The sequence below is a fragment of the Campylobacter sp. RM9333 genome (genome assembly GCF_020137705.1).
GTDB lineage: Bacteria > Campylobacterota > Campylobacteria > Campylobacterales > Campylobacteraceae > Campylobacter_E.
Map to the genome: position 1 here is coordinate 14420 of NZ_JACGAY010000025.1, position 16644 is coordinate 31063.

Genomic DNA, 16644 nt, shown 5'->3' on the forward strand with positions numbered 1-16644 from the left:
AATAAATGTATAAAAAGGATTTGATTGTATTTTCTAATTTAAGGCAAATTAAAAACTACTTAGCAAGTATTAAAAATGAAGGATTTTTTCCAACCACAATTAGTATTAATGAGTTTTTGCAAGATTTCGCAATAAATGATAAAAGAAGAGCGACTGAAGTAGAGCAAATCATTGCTATGAGTAGGGCTTGTAATAAAACTAAAGATTATAAAAAGCTTAATTTTTCAAATGATTTTTTAAGTTTTTTAAAAAATAAAGAATATTTATTCTCATTTTTTAGCGAATTAAATAGCCAAAAAGTAAGTATAGATGATTTAAGAAATAATGATTTATATAGTTTTTTTGATGAGTATTTAGACATTTTAGAAGAGTGTTTAAAGCATTATAAAAACGAATTAGATAATCAAAATTTATATGATGATATAACTATTAAAGATTTAAAAGCTAATTGGTTTTTACTTAGTCAATATAAATCAATTAGCTTTTATCTAAACGGCTTTTTAAAGCAATACGAATTAGAATTCTTTGAGAGTATTTCAGACAAAATAGATGTAAAAATCATCACAAATGTAAGCGATTACAATATAAATCTTTTAAAAAAATCATTTAAAATAGATTTTGAGCCAAATCATACTTATACTCTAAGTTTTAATAATTCTTGGCAAATCCTAGAGCAAACTAAGCTAAATTATAACAATACCTTAAAAATTGCTTCGTTTAAAAGTTCAATCTATCAATACATTTACGCACTTAGTCTAATATCAAAATATTACGAAAATGATAAACAAATAGCTCTTATTATGCCTGATGAAAGCATTGCAACTAGCTTAAAAGCTCTTGATATTCATAATTATTTAAATATTGCAAGTGGGCTAAACTCAAACGAAATAGCACAAAAACTAAATGCGATTTTAGGTGATGATGAATTAGCTTTAGTGCAAAAAAGATTATTAAATACAAGCGAACTTGATTTTAGTGATTTTAATAAATTAAAAGAGCAACTATTAAGCCTTAGCAAAAACGCTGAAATTAAAGAAATCCTAAAAAACCGCCTAAATGATATAAAGATTTTAAATAATGAGTTTAAACTAACAAACGAGCAAATCATAAAACTACTTGACACTAGTAATATTAAAATCTCTCACACAAACGGCGGAAATGTCGATGCTTTAGGTATGCTTGAAAGTCGTGGAATGAAATATGATTTAGTAATTGTTCTTGATTTTAATGATGATTTAGTGCCAAAGCGAAGTGTTAGTGAAATGTTTTTAAACAATGCTGTTCGCACAAAGGCTGGGCTAATTAGCTATGCTGATAGAGAAAACTTGCAAAGGCATTATTATAAAGAGCTTTTTAATGCCAAAGAAGTTTTTGTTTTATACCTTGAAAATGAAGAAAAATCACCAGCTAGAATGTTAAAAGATTTTAGTTGCCAAAGACAAATCGTAGATGAAAAAGGGCTAATTGAGTCATTTTTAAAGGCACTTAATGGCAAAATAAAAGCAAATGAAAATATATTTGAGCCTGATTTAGAACTTATAAAAAATCATAATTTTTTTGCAAAACCGCTTAGTTTTTCAAGATTATCGTGCTATTTAAACTCACCTTATGAGTATTATTTAAAATATATTTTAGAATTAAGTGAGCCTAGCAATTCAAACGAAAAAGCAGCAGTTGGGACTATGGTTCATGAGTTTTTACAAAATGCTGATTTTAAGAATTTAAAACAAGAATTTGAAAAAGAGCTAAAAGACAAATTAAGCCCAATTGATTATGCTTTAATATACGATAATTTAGATGAAATCGCATATTATATTAACAACAATCAGCCAAGTGCAAATTGTGAAGAAAAGCTTTCGGGTAAAATTGCAAATATTGATGCTTACGGGATAGCTGATAGGATAAGTGATGAGCTAATAATTGATTATAAGACTACAAACAAGCCAAATTCTACTAAAAATCACGAAAAACAATTAGCCTTTTACGCAATGCTTTTAGATAAGCCTACGATACAAACAGCTTTAATTTATTTAAAAAGCACTCGTGGGGCGGTGTTTGAATGTAAAAATTTTAATAAATTATCTCAAGAGATTGAAAGCGATATTGCAACTCTTAAAGATGGCTTTATCTTAGAAAAAAGTGAAAATGCTTATGGCTATTATCATTTAATAATCAATAAAAAGGATAGAGTATGAAACATATCGCATTAGCAGCAAGTGCTGGAAGTGGCAAGACTTTTACTCTAAGTGTTAGATATATTGCTTTAGTTTTAAGTGGGGCGAGTATTAATGATATAGTAGCTCTTACATTTACAAAAAAAGCCGTAAATGAGATGAAAGAGAGAATTACAAAGGTATTTTTAGAGCTTGAAAATAGAGCTGCCGAGCTTCAATTTTTGCAAGATTTATTAGGTTTAAGTGCCGAGCAAATCATAAATACAAGAAATAAATTCTTAAAAAACTTTAAAGAAGATGAGCTTAGGATTTATACTTTTGATAGCTTTTTTTCTAAAATTTTAAGGCTTTTTGCAACACACGAAGGCTTAAGCGTAGATGCGGAACTCATTGATTATTTAGATATTAAAGAAGAGTTTTTAAAGTCTTTAGATACAAATGAAGCCATAAAATTAGTAAGAGATTTAAAAGATTTTAATATGAGTTTAGGAGATTTTTTAAACTGGCTTGAGAGTTTGTATTTAAATTATACAGGCGAAAAAATCATAAATGATACGACTTTTATAAATCCTTTTGATGAGTTTTTAAGGCTTAAAGATAATTTTACTGGAGCAAATAAAAAAGTAGATGAATGGCTTGGCAAAATTACGGATTTAAATTCTTTACTTTCTAGCTCATTTTTAGACGCTAGCAAATCAAATATACAAAAAGCCCTAGATTTACCAACTTTTGCAGCAGCTTATGAAGAATTACTATCAATCGTTGCTAAATATTATGGTTTTTTAGAGAGCAATCAATTAAAATTATGCTTTAATTATTTAGATAAATTTAGCGAAGTTGCGAAAAATTATCATAAAGAGCAAAATATTTTAAGCTTTAGCGATGTGGCGATTTATGTTCATAAAATATTGCAAAACAAGGATTTAAAAGACCTTTTTTATTTTAGACTTAATTCAAATCTAAGCCATCTTTTAATAGATGAGTTTCAAGATACTTCGGTTATTCAATACGAAATTATTAAGCCAATAGTTGAAGAAATAGTGGCTGGAATTGGCATAGATGATAAGCAAAAAAGCTTTTTTTATGTAGGGGATAAAAAGCAATCAATTTATTCATTTAGGGGTGCTAAACAAGAAGTATTTGATTTATTTCACAAAAACAAAACCTATAATATAAGCTTGCAAAATCTTGATACTAATTATCGTAGTAAAAAAGCCATAGTAGAGTTTGTAAATAATAATTTTAAAAATCTTTATGATGATTATTACGAGCAGTTAGTTGCAAGTAAAGAAAACGGAGTTGTAAGCAAGATAATCACCGAAAGTTACTTAAACGATGTTTATAAAAAGATTGCAAGTTTGTTACAAAACGGAGCAAAATTAGATGATATTTGCATACTTACAAGAGATAATGCAAATGCAAATGAAATAGCTAATTATTTAAATGAATTTGGTTTGAAAACTAATGTAAATAATAACTCTTTATTAGTTTCAAAAATGAGCGTTAGGGTTTTAATAGAATTTGCAAAATACTCTATTTTAGGAGATGAGATTTATGGCTTTTTTGTAAAGTCTGTGCTAGGCAAGGATTATTCAAGGCTTAAAATTGATATTACAAAAAGTGCTTATGAGATTTATAATGAGATAATAATTCATCTTGATTTATGCAAAGATGAGTATGTTTTAGAGTTTTTAGATGAAATTAGTTCTAAAGATTTTTTAGAAACTATTTTTAATCTTAGCAATAAACTTGCATCAAACAATGAAGCAAAAGGCATAAATATTATGACAATTCATAAGAGCAAGGGCTTACAATTTGAGCATTTAATCTGCGTTCATTTAAGTAAAAATGCCCCACACGATACAGGGCTTAAAATTGAATATGATTTTTCTAGCCACAAATGGTATGGCTTTAAAAAAGATGCTAGTGCTATTAGAAATCTTAGATGTTTTTATGATAAAGATTATGCAAAAAAGCTTGAAATTTATGAGAATACGAAAAAAACTGATGAGATAAATACTTATTATGTAGCTTATACAAGAGCGATTAGCTCTCTTTGTATTATTATGAATGATGGAGCTGGACTTAGCGGGATTAATTATAATGAAATTGCTAATGAAAGTTTAGATGATGATTTGCTTAATTTTAGATATAAAGAAAATGAAGCAAGTGCTATAAATATTAGCTATGAGTTTAATCCTTGTGTGCCACTTCAAAATGTCAAGGCTAAAGAGTTTAGCACTGATGCGATTATGCTTGGAAACGCATTTCACTATTTTTGTGAATTGAGTGATTTTAATGATGAAAGCTTGAATGAATGTTTAAGACTTGCATATAATAAGTTTAATCAAGTAGATTTTGATAAATTAAAAAAACTTTGCGAAGATTTGCTTAAATGCGTAGAGTTTAAAGAATTAATCAAAAATCATAATTTGATTAAAGAATATAACTTTTTGTATGAGAATAAAGTAAATAGAATAGATTTGTTAGCTATTAGCGATGATTGGGTTAAGATAATTGATTATAAAAGCTCGTTTTTTAATAAATCTTATGAAAAACAGCTAAAAACCTATGAAAACTTTATAAAAACTAGATTTTCTAATCACAAAATTAGCTCTTATGTAGTGTTTTACGAAAACGAAGAATTTAAATTAAAAAGAATTTAAATTCTTTAAAACTAAATTGATTTTGTGGTGAAAATCTTAATTCATAATCTAAATACGAATTAAGATTTATTATTTTTCAAAACATATAATTTCTAAAATATTTTAGAAAGTCATTAGGTAATGAATACGCTTATATTTGGAATTGTTTTTGGATTTTTATTAGCAAGATATAGATTTTGCTTTTTTTCTGGTTTTAGAAATCTTTTTTATTTTAAAGATTTTTCATTTGTTAGTGCTTTAAGTTTTTGTATATTTTTACAATCTCTTGGCTTATTCATATTAGAACATTTTAAGCTAATTACCATACCCGAGTTTAAATTCTCAATACTTGCTACTATTATAGGTAGCTTTGCATTTGGCATTGGCATGGCGTTTAGCAAGGCTTGTGTTAGTGGTAGTTTTACTAGAGTTATTAATAATAGTTCTTATTTAATAACGGCTTTTTCTTTTGCTTTTAGTATGGCTTTATTTAATGGAATATTTAAAAAATACATAGATATTTTTACAAAAAACGAGCTTACTAATATTCATACTTTTTTAAATATTTCGCCTTTTATCTTAGTGATTTTACTTGGAATTTTAAGTATATATTTAATCTATAAAGCCAAAAAAATCAGCATTCTAGCAATAGTTTTAGCAATTTTAAGTCTTTTAATGTGGAAAATGATTGGTTTTAGTTTTACTTTATCAGTGCCTAGTAAAAATATGATTTTATATCTAGTAACCAATCAATATAGGTATTTAGATTCTGGAGTTTATTTTTTATTTGGTTGTATTTTAGGTGGGATTGTTGCGAATTTAAAATCATTTTCGCTTCAAGGCGTATCGCTAAAACAAGGATATTTTAGTGTAATTGGAGGCTTTTTGATGGCTTTTGGGGCTTCTCTTGCAAGTGGTTGCAATGTGGCAAATATTTTAATAGCTAGTGCTTATTTTAGCTTTCAAGCTTTTATATTTTTACCTTTTATGCTTTTTGGATTTTTGATTATTTTAAGGAGAGTATCGTGAAAAAATTAATTTTATTGTTTGCACTTATTTTTAGTGCTTGTTTTAATGCTGATAATGTTAAATTATTAAATACTGATGAGTTTAAAGCTAGATTAAATAGTGATTATTTGATAATTGATACAAGAATTGATAGTTATTATAATGGTTTTAGCGAAGATGGAGCGAAAAACGGCGGTCATATTAAAGGGGCTTTAAATATTAGTGCTTTATCAATGGATTTTGTTGAAAATAAAAAATTTGAAGAATATTTCAAAGGCAAAGGCATTACAAAGGATAAAAAGCTCGTATTTTATGGCTCTAATTTAGATGAGATAAAAAAAGTTAGCTCGGAGTTTTTAGCTCGTGGTTATAAAGGCGAGATTTATGCTGATTTTATAGATTATGCAAATAATAATGATTTAGTAAAACTTAAAAATTATCAACTAGCAGTCTATCCTAAATGGCTAAATGATTTAATGCAAGGCAAAAAAGTTGAGAGTTTTGATGGCAAAGACTTTATGGTTTTTGAGGTTAGTTGGGGAGAAAATAGTGATGAATACAGCGAGCATATAAAAGGTGCTTATCATTTTAATACTGATTTAATAGAGAATGCTCCTGTTTGGAATTTAAGTGATGCAAAAACTTTAGAAAATAATCTTTTAAGCTTAGGAATAACAAGCGAAAAAACTATAATTTTATATTCTAAAAATCAAATGGCAGCTTTAAGAGTATTTTTTGCACTAAAATACGCTGGGGTTAAAGATGTTAGATTTTTAAATGGTGGGCTATATTCTTGGCAAGAAGCAGGATTTAGCATAGAAAAAACTTCAAATATACCTAATAAAGAAAGTGATTTTAAAGCGATAATTCCTGCAAATGCTAATATAAATATATCAATGCCAGATGATATTAAAAATTATAAAGGGGATTTAAAGCTAGTAAGTATTAGGGCTTGGGATGAGTTTATAGGCAAAATTAGTGGTTATGATTATATACCAAAAAGTGGTGAGCCAAAAGGAGCTATTTGGGGATTTGCAGGGACAAATTCATCTAATGTGGCTGATTATTATGACCCTGATGGAACGCTTAGAAATCCTTATGAAATATATGAATTATGGCAAAGTCAAGGCATTAATAAAAATGATAATTTAGCTTTTTATTGTGGCACAGGCTGGAGAGCTAGTGTTGCTTGGTTTATTGCTTTACTTGATGGTTGGGAAAATATTTATGTATATGATGGTGGCTGGAATGCTTGGCAAATGGATGAGAGCTTAGAAGTGCAAAAGAATTTAGATTTAGTTAAACCTGATTCAAAAAACGATTATGGAGCAGTGTTTAAAGAAGGTGCTAGTTGTAAAAGCTAATCAAAAGCTATTCTTAAAGAATAGCTTTAATCATCATAAAATGATTATAAAGAGTATATGCAACACTAAATAAAATTATTGTAATTGTTAAAATGAGAGTTTTGCTAAGTGTAGGCTCAAAAAAGCTCTCGCTTAAATTAATTTGTATTTTTTGATTAAGCGATGAGCTTTTAAAATTTTTATAGTTTTTTAATTATCTAAATTGCCTTCTTTCAAATTTTGCTTCAGGTTTTGCTTTTGGATTTATGGGGAAAATACCAGCGAAAAATTTTATATCTAAAAAAATAAGTATCCAAAAACCCCAACTATGTATTGATTTATAAAAATTAAATAGTATATAAGTTATTATACAAAAAGCAACAAAATGGCCAGATGAAAATGTTCTCTCGTGTTCGTAAGTAATTTCAGCTTGACAACCCCTGCATACTTTTACACCAAATCTTAATTCTTCATCACAAAAAGGACATATCATCGTTTTTGTATTCTTTGACATAATTGTCTCCTATTTTGATTTATGTGTTAAATAATAAAAAAAAAAAAAAAACAACGCATTGTAAATATTTTCAGCCTTTCGTAATACCTTAAATTACTTAATCGTATTGCTATTAGTTTTAAAAAACTTGTTTGTTTAGATTGATTAGAGCTTAGAAGTGCAAAAGAATTTAGATTTAGTTAAACCTGATTCAAAAAACGATTATGGAGCAGTATTTAAAGAAGGTGCAAGTTGTAAAAGCTAGACTAAGTAAGCCTAACACCAAGAGTTTGAAATTAGTTAAATTAAGTTTTTATAAGTGTTAGGCCAAATTAATCTAGTGCTAGGCTTAATGCCTAGCTATTTTTAGAATGTATATTTTGCTTCAAATCTGATTAGTTTTTCATCTTTTTTACAATCTTCTATACCTTCATAATTTTTTGTTTTACCATAAGCATAGAATGCTGAGAAGTTTAATTTGTCGCTATATTTATAAGATAGTTGTGGCTTAACTTCAAATAATTTTTCTTTATCAGTTTTATCGCCATTTTTGATTTTATTTGTTCCGCTAATAATATCAACACCAAATCTTACATCTTCAAATGTATAACCAATTGTTCCGAATACGAAATCTTTCTTACCTACTGCTCCTGTTTGGTAATCTTTCATAGCGTATTCGCCATAATTAATCAATTTGCCACTATCTTCTATAGTATTAATTGTAGCTTTATCCTTTTTACCATAACCAGCATAACCTACATTAAAATCTAAGCCGAATGCGTCAAAGCCAGCTTCAATAGCATAAAAATTACCATTAGCTACTTCGTCGCCTGTAGCTTGTTTTAATAAATCTTTTCTATCTTTTTTAAGATTATTACCTGCGTATTGAGCGTGAATATTGTATGCGAAATCATCTTTATCACCTAAATTAACATTGAAATCTACCGCATATAATGTGCCCCAACTAGCCATATTTGCTACCCATAACTCTGCTGCTACTGGGTCAAAATTAGCAATTGCTGCTATACCATATATATTTTTACCACTTACGCTTTTTATACTATCATCATCATTTTTTGTAGCAATAACGCCTAAATCACTATCTTTATTGTAATTATCAAAAGCATAAGCTGCTAAAGTTACATTCTCAATGCTATTATTTACGATTTTTAATCCTGTTCCTAATAAATCATCAGTCCAAATTGAGCCAATTTCCATTCTACCGAACATAAATGAGGTATCGTAATTCGTGTAAGTTAAATAAGCATCTCTTATATTAAAAGTTTTGCTTGTATTTATATTATTTTCAACTTTATCTCTTAAAGCTTCATTAGATGGTGTTAAACCTGGTTTGTTTAAAGCAAATGAAGCATCTTGGTTTGAATACTGAAATAATGCAGTAGCTTTAAAATTATCAGCTATATCTGAAGTGAATTTTAATTGAGCTTTATATCCGTGTAATTGGATTGTATCTTTTGTAGATTTATCTTTTAATGAATTTTTTTCGCTAATTCCTTCATATCTATATCTTAACATACCTGATAAATCTACATTTTGAATAGCTTCATCTAAAGCAATAGCATTTGCAACTGACATTGAACCTGCAGTAATTACTGCAATTAAACTAAGTTTTACTAGTTTCATTTTTACATCCTTTTTTTAAAAATTGCAATGCTATTCTACCCCCCCCATCTTTAAAATAAACTTAAATGGAATAATTTTTTTAGAATTTAAAAAAGTCAAATTTTATTTTTAATTTATCTTAAAATTATCTTAATTTAAGATATTATTAAGATTAAAAACATATAATCAGCTTTTTAAAAAATTTTGGCAAAGGTAAAATCATGACAAAAATAACAAAGCCAAACGAAGTTAAAAGAGATTGGATAATTGTAGATGCTGAAGGTAAGCGTTTCGGTCGTCTTTTAACAGAAGTTGCGACAATATTAAAAGGCAAACATAAGCCTTGTTATACACCAAATGTTGATTGCGGAGATTATGTTGTAATTATCAACGCATCTAAAGCAGAATTTACTGGAACAAACAAAGCTGATGATAAATTATATCACAGACATTCAGGCTATTTTGGAAGCACTAAGAGTGAAAAATTCGGTGATTTATTAGCAAATAATCCAGCAAAATTATATAAATTAGCAGTTCGTGGAATGTTGCCTAAAACTACTTTAGGTCGTGCAATGCTTAAGAAATTAAAAGTTTATGCAGGTAGCGAACACCCACATACAGCTCAGGTAAAAGGAAAGTAAAATGGCAAAAGTTTATGCAACAGGTAAAAGAAAAACTGCAATAGCTAAAGTTTGGGCTAAGGCTGGAAGTGGTAAAATTATAGTGAATGGCGTTGATTTAAATACTTGGTTAGGCGGACACGAAGCTATTAAATTAAAGGTAGTTCAACCTTTATTAGTAACTAAGCAAGAAGGTTTAATGGACATTACAGCTAGCACATTAGGTGGTGGTTATAATGCTCAAGCTGAAGCTTTAAGACACGGAATTTCTCGTGCTTTAGCTGCTATGAGTGCTGATTTTAGAGCGCTACTTAAACCACAAGGTTTATTAACTCGTGATAGTCGTGTGGTTGAGCGTAAAAAATACGGCCGTAGAAAAGCAAGAAGAAAACCACAATTTAGTAAACGTTAATTCGATTTTGAAATTAGGAGTATTCATGAAAAAGATGAGTTTAGTTTTAAGTGCAGCTGCAATGATAGCTGTTAGTGCAAATGCAAGTGATATTAATTTTGAAGGCTTAGAAATAAGCCCAATCGCTACATACAATGTTCCAGAAGGAAATCTTGACCTTATGAATAAATTTGGTTATGGATTAAGAATTGGTTATATGTATGGTGCAGTAGGAACAGAAATTGGTTATGAACACCAAAAAGGTGAATATAAAAGTATAGATAATGCAGGTCATACTCCAGTGGGTATTGATAGAGGTTATTTAAACTTAGTATTCCCAGTTAAAGTTGGTGATACTAACTTTGATTTCTATGGATTATTAGGTGTTGGTTATGAAAACTTCAGCGAAAATCTATATGACAATAAAAACGGAATGTTTGGTCATTATGGTATTGGTTTAAAATACAAAATTTACAAAAGCTTTGGTTTAAGAGCAGAAGTTCGTGACCAAATTAAATTCCGCCACGCTGATCACCATGTAATTAGCACTTTAGGTGTAATTTTTAACTTTGATGGTAAAAAAGAAGAAGTTGTTCCAGCTCCACAACCAGTTGTAGAAGTTAAACCAGAGCCAGTAGTTGTTAAACCTGAGCCAAAACCACAACCAAAACCAAAAGCATGTTATGATTTAGAATTAGTTAAAGTTAATTTTGGATTTGATAAGAGCAATGTAACTGCTAACTATATTCCTGAAATTGAGCGTTTAGCTAAATTAATTAAAGAAGAGCCTGCATATTTTGCAAATATCACAGGATATACAGATTCAATCGGTACATCTGCTTATAACAAAAAATTATCAGAAAAAAGAGCTAAAGCAGTAAAAGCCGAACTTGTAAAAGCTGGTGTTAGCGAAGACAGAATTAATCCAAGTTGGGCTGGCGACCAAAATGCAATCGGCGATAACAAAACAAAAGAAGGCCGTGCAGCAAATCGTAGAGTTGAATTAAAAATCATCTGCCAATAATTTTATAAATTATTTTTAGGTTTCACAGATTATGTGAAACCTTTTCTTTTTTTCTTCTAAATTATTACAATTTTAATAGTATTATTCGCTTCATTTTATTTTTTTAGGTTTATTATGAAGTTGAGTATAAAAGATATTATTTTTATGAATTTGATTGGGATTTTTTCTTTAAGACAAATTCCTTATGTCGCACAATACGGAGCTAGTTCTATTATTTTATGGCTTTTTGTAGCATTTGGATTTTTTATTCCTTTAGCTTTGATATGTGGAGAACTTGGTTCTAGATTTTCTAAAGGTGGCGGTATATTTTTATGGATTAATAAAGCTTTTGGAGTAAAAGTAGCTTATTTTTGTTTGATTTGTTATCTTTTATCTTGTTTAGCTTTTTTCCCAATGATGTTGTATTTCGCAGCAAATTCTTTAGCTTATATATTTAATTTACAGGCAAAATCTTATTTTATCGCAATATTTTCTATATTGAGTTTTTTTATTTTGACATATATAAATTATAGGGGTTTTGAATATACCAAATTAATAAATAAAGTATTTGTTTATTTTGGAATTTTATTTCCTACATTGCTTTTAATAGTTGTAGCTTTAATGTTTTATTTGACTAATCACAAAATCACAACTCCTTATAATTCAGGGTATTTAATTACACTTGATTTAAATACTTTAGTGTTTTCAAGCACTATGATGTTTGCATTTGCAGGGCTTGAGCTTAGCACAATGATAGGTGCTAAAATTGATAACGCTCAAAAAAATTATCCAAAAGCTATATTTTTTAGTGCATTTATAATAGTAGGTATTTATATTTTAGGCACTTTTTGTGTTAATGTGATATATCCTGCAAAAGATACTGATATATTAGATGGTATTATGCAAGCAATTACTTATGCTGAAAATAATTTAGGTTTTAAAGGTCTTAGTCAATTAATGGCTTTTAGTTTATTTGTAGGCACTTTAGGGCAGATTAATTCTTGGTTGGTAGCACCAATATATATGCTAGCTAATGCTTCAAAAGAAGGAATAATTAAATTTTATGAAGCAAAACCACATCCAAAATATAATACCCCTTATAAGGCTTTATTTTTTCAGGCATTTTTAGTTAGTATTATTTGTATATTTTGTGTATTTTTTAATAAATCTCAAGATATTTATTGGCTACTTAGTTCTCTTACCACGGTTAGTTATTTTTTACCTTATATTGCAATGTTCTTAGCATATTTTAAATTAAAAAATTATTGTGAAAATGAATTAGAATTTAAAATACAAAATCAAATTCTTAGTTATTTTTTAGCGATATTAGGTCTTAGTAGCGTAGTATTTGCTTTAATATTAAGTTTTATTACTCCAAACGAAGAAGAGCAAAGTGAATTAATATATTTTTTACAAATTATGAGTTCTCCTATATTAGCATTAATAATTGCTATTTTTAGTTTTAATAAAACTCGTAATAAATAAAGCTTATTTAATATTTATCAAAATATTATTGTTTTGATAAGTATTTTTTTGTTTTTTTATAGGTTTTTCTCCGCTGATGCTAATTTGTATATATTCATCTGGAGTTGGTTCCTTTATTTTTATGGGTTCAGTTTGGGGAATTTCTTCTTGTAATTCTTCTTCATCTTCAAATAATATATCTAAAGCTTTTTTTAATTTTCTTAATTTTTTTTCATCTAATTCACTTATTTTTTTTTGCAAATCATAATTTATATCATCGTTTTGATATAAATTTTTAGGTATAGTTGGGTCTTTCCAATCTGGATTTTCACTAAAAGGAATTTTATCTCCAGGAAAATCTAAAGTATATGCAAATAAATTTAAACTTAAAATAAAAACAGCTAATTTTCTCATATTTTTTCCTAATTAAATTTTTCATATTATAAAAAGTTATGAAATATATTATATTTTTTTTCAAAAAAAGATAATAATTTATAATAAGTGTTACTTTTATACACATTTTTTAAAGTTTTAAATACAATTTAAATACATTTTATGAATTATTCTGCTAAAGTAATCTTAATTTTTTAATTTTTTTTAAGGAGAAATGATGAAAAGAGCAATTTCTATTATTATTTTGATTGCTATTCCATTTTTATTCGCTACTATTTTGCCCGTGCCAAGTGGCTTAAGCGAAGCTGCGTGGGTAATGTTTGGTATTTATCTTTCAGCAGTTTTAGGTCTTGTATTTAAGCCTATACCAAATTCTATGGTATTAATTACTGCAGTGGCAGGAACTGCACTATTTATGGGACCTTATTTAGGTGGTGCAAAAGAAGCTACAAAACAAGCTTTAAGCGGTTATGCAAGTTCAACTACTTGGATTATAGTTTCTGCATTTGCTTTAAGTATTGCATTTACAAAAACAGGTCTTGGTAAAAGATGGGCTTATTTTTTAATAGGTAAATTTGGTAAAACTACTTTAAGACTTAGCTATGTTACTGCATTTTTGGATTTAGTAGTATCACCTGCAACTCCATCAAATACTGCAAGAGCAGGTGGAATTGTCTTTCCAATTGTAAATTCAATCGCACAATCTTTATCAAAAGATAAAGTTGAAACAGAAAATAGAGTAGGTGCATTTTTAGCGTGTAATTCTTATATGAGTACAAAAATGACTTCATTTATCTTCGCAACCGCAATGGCTGGAAATATGCTAGTGATTGGTTATGCAAATGATATTTTAGGAACTCACTTAAATTGGGGGAATTGGGCTGTTGCTATGATAATTCCTGGTATTGTGTGTTTATGTGTAATTCCATTAGTTGTTTATATTTTTGTTCGCCCTGATATAAAAAAGATTGATAATGTAGTAATTTCAAAACAAGGCTTAGAAGAATTAGGAGAGATGAAAAGAAGTGAGAAAATGCTTGTTTTAATCTTTGTTCTAGCATTGCTTGGTTGGTCTGTTCCGTCTTTAGCTAGTTCTTTATTTGGATTAAAGATTGATATAGATGCTACTGCAGTAGCTGTTGGTGCTATGAGTTTATCAGTATTACTTGGCGTTTTAAAATTTGAAGATATAGCAGGTTCTAAAGAGTGTATAGGGACATTATTTTGGTTTGGTGGTATTATGTCACTATCAGGTATGATGAATAAATTGGGCTTTTTTAAATGGCTTGGAACATTTATTCAAGGTAATATGAATTTAGATTTAGACCCATTGATAGTATTAATAATTATTGGTTTTATTAGTATTATCGTAAGATATTTATATGCTAGTGCAACCGTTTTCATTACAACTCTTTTACCGGTTTTATTTTTAATAGGCAAAAGTGCAGGAGTTGATCCATATTTATTAGCATTTTTATTAATTACTACAAATTCTTATGGCGGAGCATTAACTCATTTTGGTGGTCCTGCTGCTTCAGTTATTTTTGGAGCTGGATATAACACCGTAAAAGAATGGTGGATTACTGGATTTGTAGTGGCTATGGTATCTTTTATTTTATGCCTTGTAATAGGTCTTCCTTATTGGGAAATGTTAGGAATGAATTAATTTTTTTTCTTGTTTTGATAGGAATATCAAAACAAGAATTTCATAATCAAATATTAAGTAAAATATATTTAAAATATCACACTTTTATTTTTTTATAAGCAAATTTTATTATTATATGCAATTTTAGCCCAAGTGGTGAAACTGGTAGACGCGCTAGACTCAAAATCTAGTAGGAGCAATCCTGTGTCGGTTCGAGTCCGACCTTGGGCACCATAAATAAAAAAGGAATATAAAAATGCCAAAAGACGCAAACGGAAACGAATTACAAGCAGGAGATAATGTTAGCGTTATTAAAGATTTGAAAGTAAAAGGCAGTTCTTTAACTATTAAAAGAGGAACTAATGTAAAAAACATAAAGCTTACTTCAAATGATGATGAAATAGAAGCAAAAGTTGATAAACACGGAGTTATAGTTTTAAAAACTTGTTTTTTAAAAAAGGCTTAACATTTATGAAAAAATTTTTAACATTTTTACCTATTGCTTTATTAGCAAATCCATTTGATGATTTAGTAAATGCGTATAATCAGGAAGATTATAAAACTTCTTATGATATAGCTAGTTCTATTTGTAAGCAAACTTGCTCTGATATTAATTTAAATCTAATTATGGGTAAAAGTGCTTTTAGATTAGGTTTATACGATGAAGCTTTAGCTGCTTATGATAGGGTTTTAGTATTAGATGATACTAATACAGAAGCGAGATTACAAAGTGCTATTATTTATCAAAAAAATGGGAATTTAGCTTTACTTAAATTAGAACTAGAGAATTTAAAAGATGATGAACGCTTAAATGATGATGAGAAAGCTTTAGTTGCTAGTATGTTAAAAAATGTTAAATATCAACAAAAAGTTAATAATGAAATAAATATACCTTATGCGAGTATTGGTTTTGGATATGGTTATGATAGTAACCCAAAAAAGCAGAATTTAAAAGATAGTTATTTACCAGTGCCACAATTAGGCATTAATTTTCCAATACCAGGTGCTAAGCACCAACCAGCTAGTAGTATTTTAGCTAATCTTAATGCTGGCTATAAAAAACAAGTTAATAATGTATATGATTATGATATAAATATTAATTTTTATAATAAGTATTATATAAAACCAATTGAAGAAGATTTTCAGAATTTAAGTGTATTTACAGCTTCAATTAATAATGGTTTTGAGATATCAAGACAATTTAAATTAAATATTTTAATGTCTTATGATTATATTATTTTAAAACAAAAAAGATATTTAAATACCTTTACAGCAGATATTTCAGGTGATTATTATACTGAAAGTGGGCTAGCTTTTGGTCTAGGCTATACAATTAATCACAATAATTATTTGATAGAAGATAATAAAGAGAATGATTCAAATCATCATAGTATTTATGCTATGAGTAAGATTATTTCTCAAAGAAGTATGTCTTATCTAAAAATTGCTTATGATATAGAAAAAACTAGCAGAATTAAAGAAAGTTCAAATAATTATAAAGAATATTCAGCTACTGCCGGAATTATTTATATGTTAAATAAACAAGTAATATTAAAAGCAAGTTTAGGTTATGCTAAAAGTAAATATGATGAAAAAATCTTCTTAAATACGAGAAACGATATAACCTATAGGGTAAATTTTGGTGCTGAATACAATATGGATCATCATAATTTCTTCTCACTTGATTTAGGATATAATAGGGTAAAATCAAGTATTGAATACAATTCTTACGATAATCTTTACACTAATTTAATGTATAAATATAAATTTTAAGCTAACAACCTTTTAAAATATGCTATAATTTGGCATCATTTTGAAAGGATACGCTATGAAAAAAATATT

Annotated in this window: 14 protein-coding genes and 1 tRNA gene; 12 read left to right on the forward strand and 3 right to left on the reverse strand. The window is 28.0% G+C overall.

From position 1 onward, the window contains the following. The first annotated feature begins 5 nt into the window (after nt 1–5). From AVBRAN9333_RS08235 to AVBRAN9333_RS08250, 4 genes are all read left to right on the forward strand, one after another. A complete protein-coding gene (locus tag AVBRAN9333_RS08235; RefSeq protein ID WP_336609793.1) occupies nt 6–2195 on the forward strand; it encodes a PD-(D/E)XK nuclease family protein in 2190 nt (729 codons plus the stop codon). Continuing rightward, a complete protein-coding gene (locus tag AVBRAN9333_RS08240; protein ID WP_336609794.1) occupies nt 2192–4840 on the forward strand; it encodes a UvrD-helicase domain-containing protein in 2649 nt (882 codons plus the stop codon). Before AVBRAN9333_RS08235 ends, AVBRAN9333_RS08240 begins: the two co-directional genes overlap by 4 nt. 120 nt (nt 4841–4960) lie before the next feature. Next, entirely contained in the window at nt 4961–5848 is an 888-nt protein-coding gene (locus tag AVBRAN9333_RS08245; protein ID WP_336609795.1) for a YeeE/YedE family protein, read from the forward strand. Further along, the gene (locus AVBRAN9333_RS08250) at nt 5845–7191 is read left to right on the forward strand and encodes a rhodanese-like domain-containing protein (RefSeq protein WP_336608155.1); all 1347 of its coding nucleotides are present in this window, start codon (nt 5845–5847) and stop codon (nt 7189–7191) included. The genes AVBRAN9333_RS08245 and AVBRAN9333_RS08250 overlap by 4 nt, the downstream gene beginning before the upstream one ends. A 193-nt stretch (nt 7192–7384) precedes the next feature. Here the strand turns inward: AVBRAN9333_RS08250 and AVBRAN9333_RS08255 are convergent, their stop codons facing one another. After that, nucleotides 7385–7684 (reverse strand): hypothetical protein, encoded by a 300-nt coding sequence (locus tag AVBRAN9333_RS08255; protein ID WP_214150190.1) that lies wholly within the window; start codon nt 7682–7684, stop codon nt 7385–7387. Nucleotides 7685–8029: 345 nt separating this feature from the next. Next, complete coding sequence (locus AVBRAN9333_RS08260) at nt 8030–9307, reverse strand: major outer membrane protein (protein WP_214120086.1); 1278 nt, start codon at nt 9305–9307, stop codon at nt 8030–8032. A gap of 200 nt (nt 9308–9507) precedes the next feature. Between AVBRAN9333_RS08260 and rplM the strand changes: the two genes are divergently transcribed. The 4 genes from rplM (at nt 9508) to AVBRAN9333_RS08280 (ending at nt 12785) form a co-directional block, all read left to right on the forward strand. Continuing rightward, nucleotides 9508–9927, forward strand: a complete 420-nt coding sequence (gene rplM, locus AVBRAN9333_RS08265; RefSeq protein WP_214117630.1) for a 50S ribosomal protein L13 — start codon at nt 9508–9510, stop codon at nt 9925–9927. Between the two features lies 1 nt (nt 9928). Further along, complete coding sequence (gene rpsI, locus AVBRAN9333_RS08270; RefSeq protein ID WP_214117629.1) at nt 9929–10318, forward strand: 30S ribosomal protein S9; 390 nt, start codon at nt 9929–9931, stop codon at nt 10316–10318. Nucleotides 10319–10343: 25 nt separating this feature from the next. Beyond that, nucleotides 10344–11321 carry an OmpA family protein gene (locus tag AVBRAN9333_RS08275; protein WP_214150192.1) on the forward strand — a complete coding sequence of 326 codons (978 nt, stop codon included), beginning with the start codon at nt 10344–10346 and terminating at the stop codon, nt 11319–11321. 114 nt (nt 11322–11435) lie between these two features. After that, nucleotides 11436–12785 (forward strand): APC family permease, encoded by a 1350-nt coding sequence (locus AVBRAN9333_RS08280; RefSeq protein WP_214142755.1) that lies wholly within the window; start codon nt 11436–11438, stop codon nt 12783–12785. Nucleotides 12786–12788: 3 nt separating this feature from the next. On the opposite strand, the gene AVBRAN9333_RS08285 is transcribed toward AVBRAN9333_RS08280, so the two are convergent. Then, entirely contained in the window at nt 12789–13178 is a 390-nt protein-coding gene (locus AVBRAN9333_RS08285; RefSeq protein WP_214150194.1) for a hypothetical protein, read from the reverse strand. Nucleotides 13179–13374: 196 nt separating this feature from the next. On the opposite strand from AVBRAN9333_RS08285, the gene AVBRAN9333_RS08290 reads away from it, so the two are divergent. The 4 genes from AVBRAN9333_RS08290 to AVBRAN9333_RS08305 all read left to right on the forward strand — a co-directional run bounded on the left by AVBRAN9333_RS08290 (nt 13375) and on the right by AVBRAN9333_RS08305 (nt 16575). Then, nucleotides 13375–14823, forward strand: coding sequence for a DASS family sodium-coupled anion symporter (locus AVBRAN9333_RS08290; RefSeq protein ID WP_214119728.1), 1449 nt, complete (start codon nt 13375–13377; stop codon nt 14821–14823). 126 nt (nt 14824–14949) lie between these two features. Then, nucleotides 14950–15036, forward strand: a tRNA-Leu gene (locus AVBRAN9333_RS08295). A 22-nt stretch (nt 15037–15058) separates the two neighbouring features. After that, a complete protein-coding gene (locus AVBRAN9333_RS08300) occupies nt 15059–15268 on the forward strand; it encodes an alkylphosphonate utilization protein (RefSeq protein WP_214117624.1) in 210 nt (69 codons plus the stop codon). Between the two features lie 5 nt (nt 15269–15273). Further along, nucleotides 15274–16575 (forward strand): outer membrane beta-barrel protein, encoded by a 1302-nt coding sequence (locus AVBRAN9333_RS08305; RefSeq protein ID WP_336609796.1) that lies wholly within the window; start codon nt 15274–15276, stop codon nt 16573–16575. The last annotated feature ends 69 nt before the right edge of the window (nt 16576–16644 follow it).

What these genes read in the sequence shown, in the direction of transcription:
- AVBRAN9333_RS08285 (WP_214150194.1), bottom strand. Translation starts at nt 13,178, where the DNA reads ATGAGAAAATTAGCTGTTTTTATTTTAAGTTTAAATTTATTTGCATAT.
- rpsI (WP_214117629.1), top strand. Translation starts at nt 9,929, where the DNA reads ATGGCAAAAGTTTATGCAACAGGTAAAAGAAAAACTGCAATAGCTAAA.
- AVBRAN9333_RS08305 (WP_336609796.1), top strand. Translation starts at nt 15,274, where the DNA reads ATGAAAAAATTTTTAACATTTTTACCTATTGCTTTATTAGCAAATCCA.
- rplM (WP_214117630.1), top strand. Translation starts at nt 9,508, where the DNA reads ATGACAAAAATAACAAAGCCAAACGAAGTTAAAAGAGATTGGATAATT.
- AVBRAN9333_RS08240 (WP_336609794.1), top strand. Translation starts at nt 2,192, where the DNA reads ATGAAACATATCGCATTAGCAGCAAGTGCTGGAAGTGGCAAGACTTTT.
- AVBRAN9333_RS08260 (WP_214120086.1), bottom strand. Translation starts at nt 9,307, where the DNA reads ATGAAACTAGTAAAACTTAGTTTAATTGCAGTAATTACTGCAGGTTCA.
- AVBRAN9333_RS08280 (WP_214142755.1), top strand. Translation starts at nt 11,436, where the DNA reads ATGAAGTTGAGTATAAAAGATATTATTTTTATGAATTTGATTGGGATT.
- AVBRAN9333_RS08275 (WP_214150192.1), top strand. Translation starts at nt 10,344, where the DNA reads ATGAAAAAGATGAGTTTAGTTTTAAGTGCAGCTGCAATGATAGCTGTT.
- AVBRAN9333_RS08300 (WP_214117624.1), top strand. Translation starts at nt 15,059, where the DNA reads ATGCCAAAAGACGCAAACGGAAACGAATTACAAGCAGGAGATAATGTT.
- AVBRAN9333_RS08245 (WP_336609795.1), top strand. Translation starts at nt 4,961, where the DNA reads ATGAATACGCTTATATTTGGAATTGTTTTTGGATTTTTATTAGCAAGA.
- AVBRAN9333_RS08255 (WP_214150190.1), bottom strand. Translation starts at nt 7,684, where the DNA reads ATGTCAAAGAATACAAAAACGATGATATGTCCTTTTTGTGATGAAGAA.
- AVBRAN9333_RS08290 (WP_214119728.1), top strand. Translation starts at nt 13,375, where the DNA reads ATGAAAAGAGCAATTTCTATTATTATTTTGATTGCTATTCCATTTTTA.
- AVBRAN9333_RS08235 (WP_336609793.1), top strand. Translation starts at nt 6, where the DNA reads ATGTATAAAAAGGATTTGATTGTATTTTCTAATTTAAGGCAAATTAAA.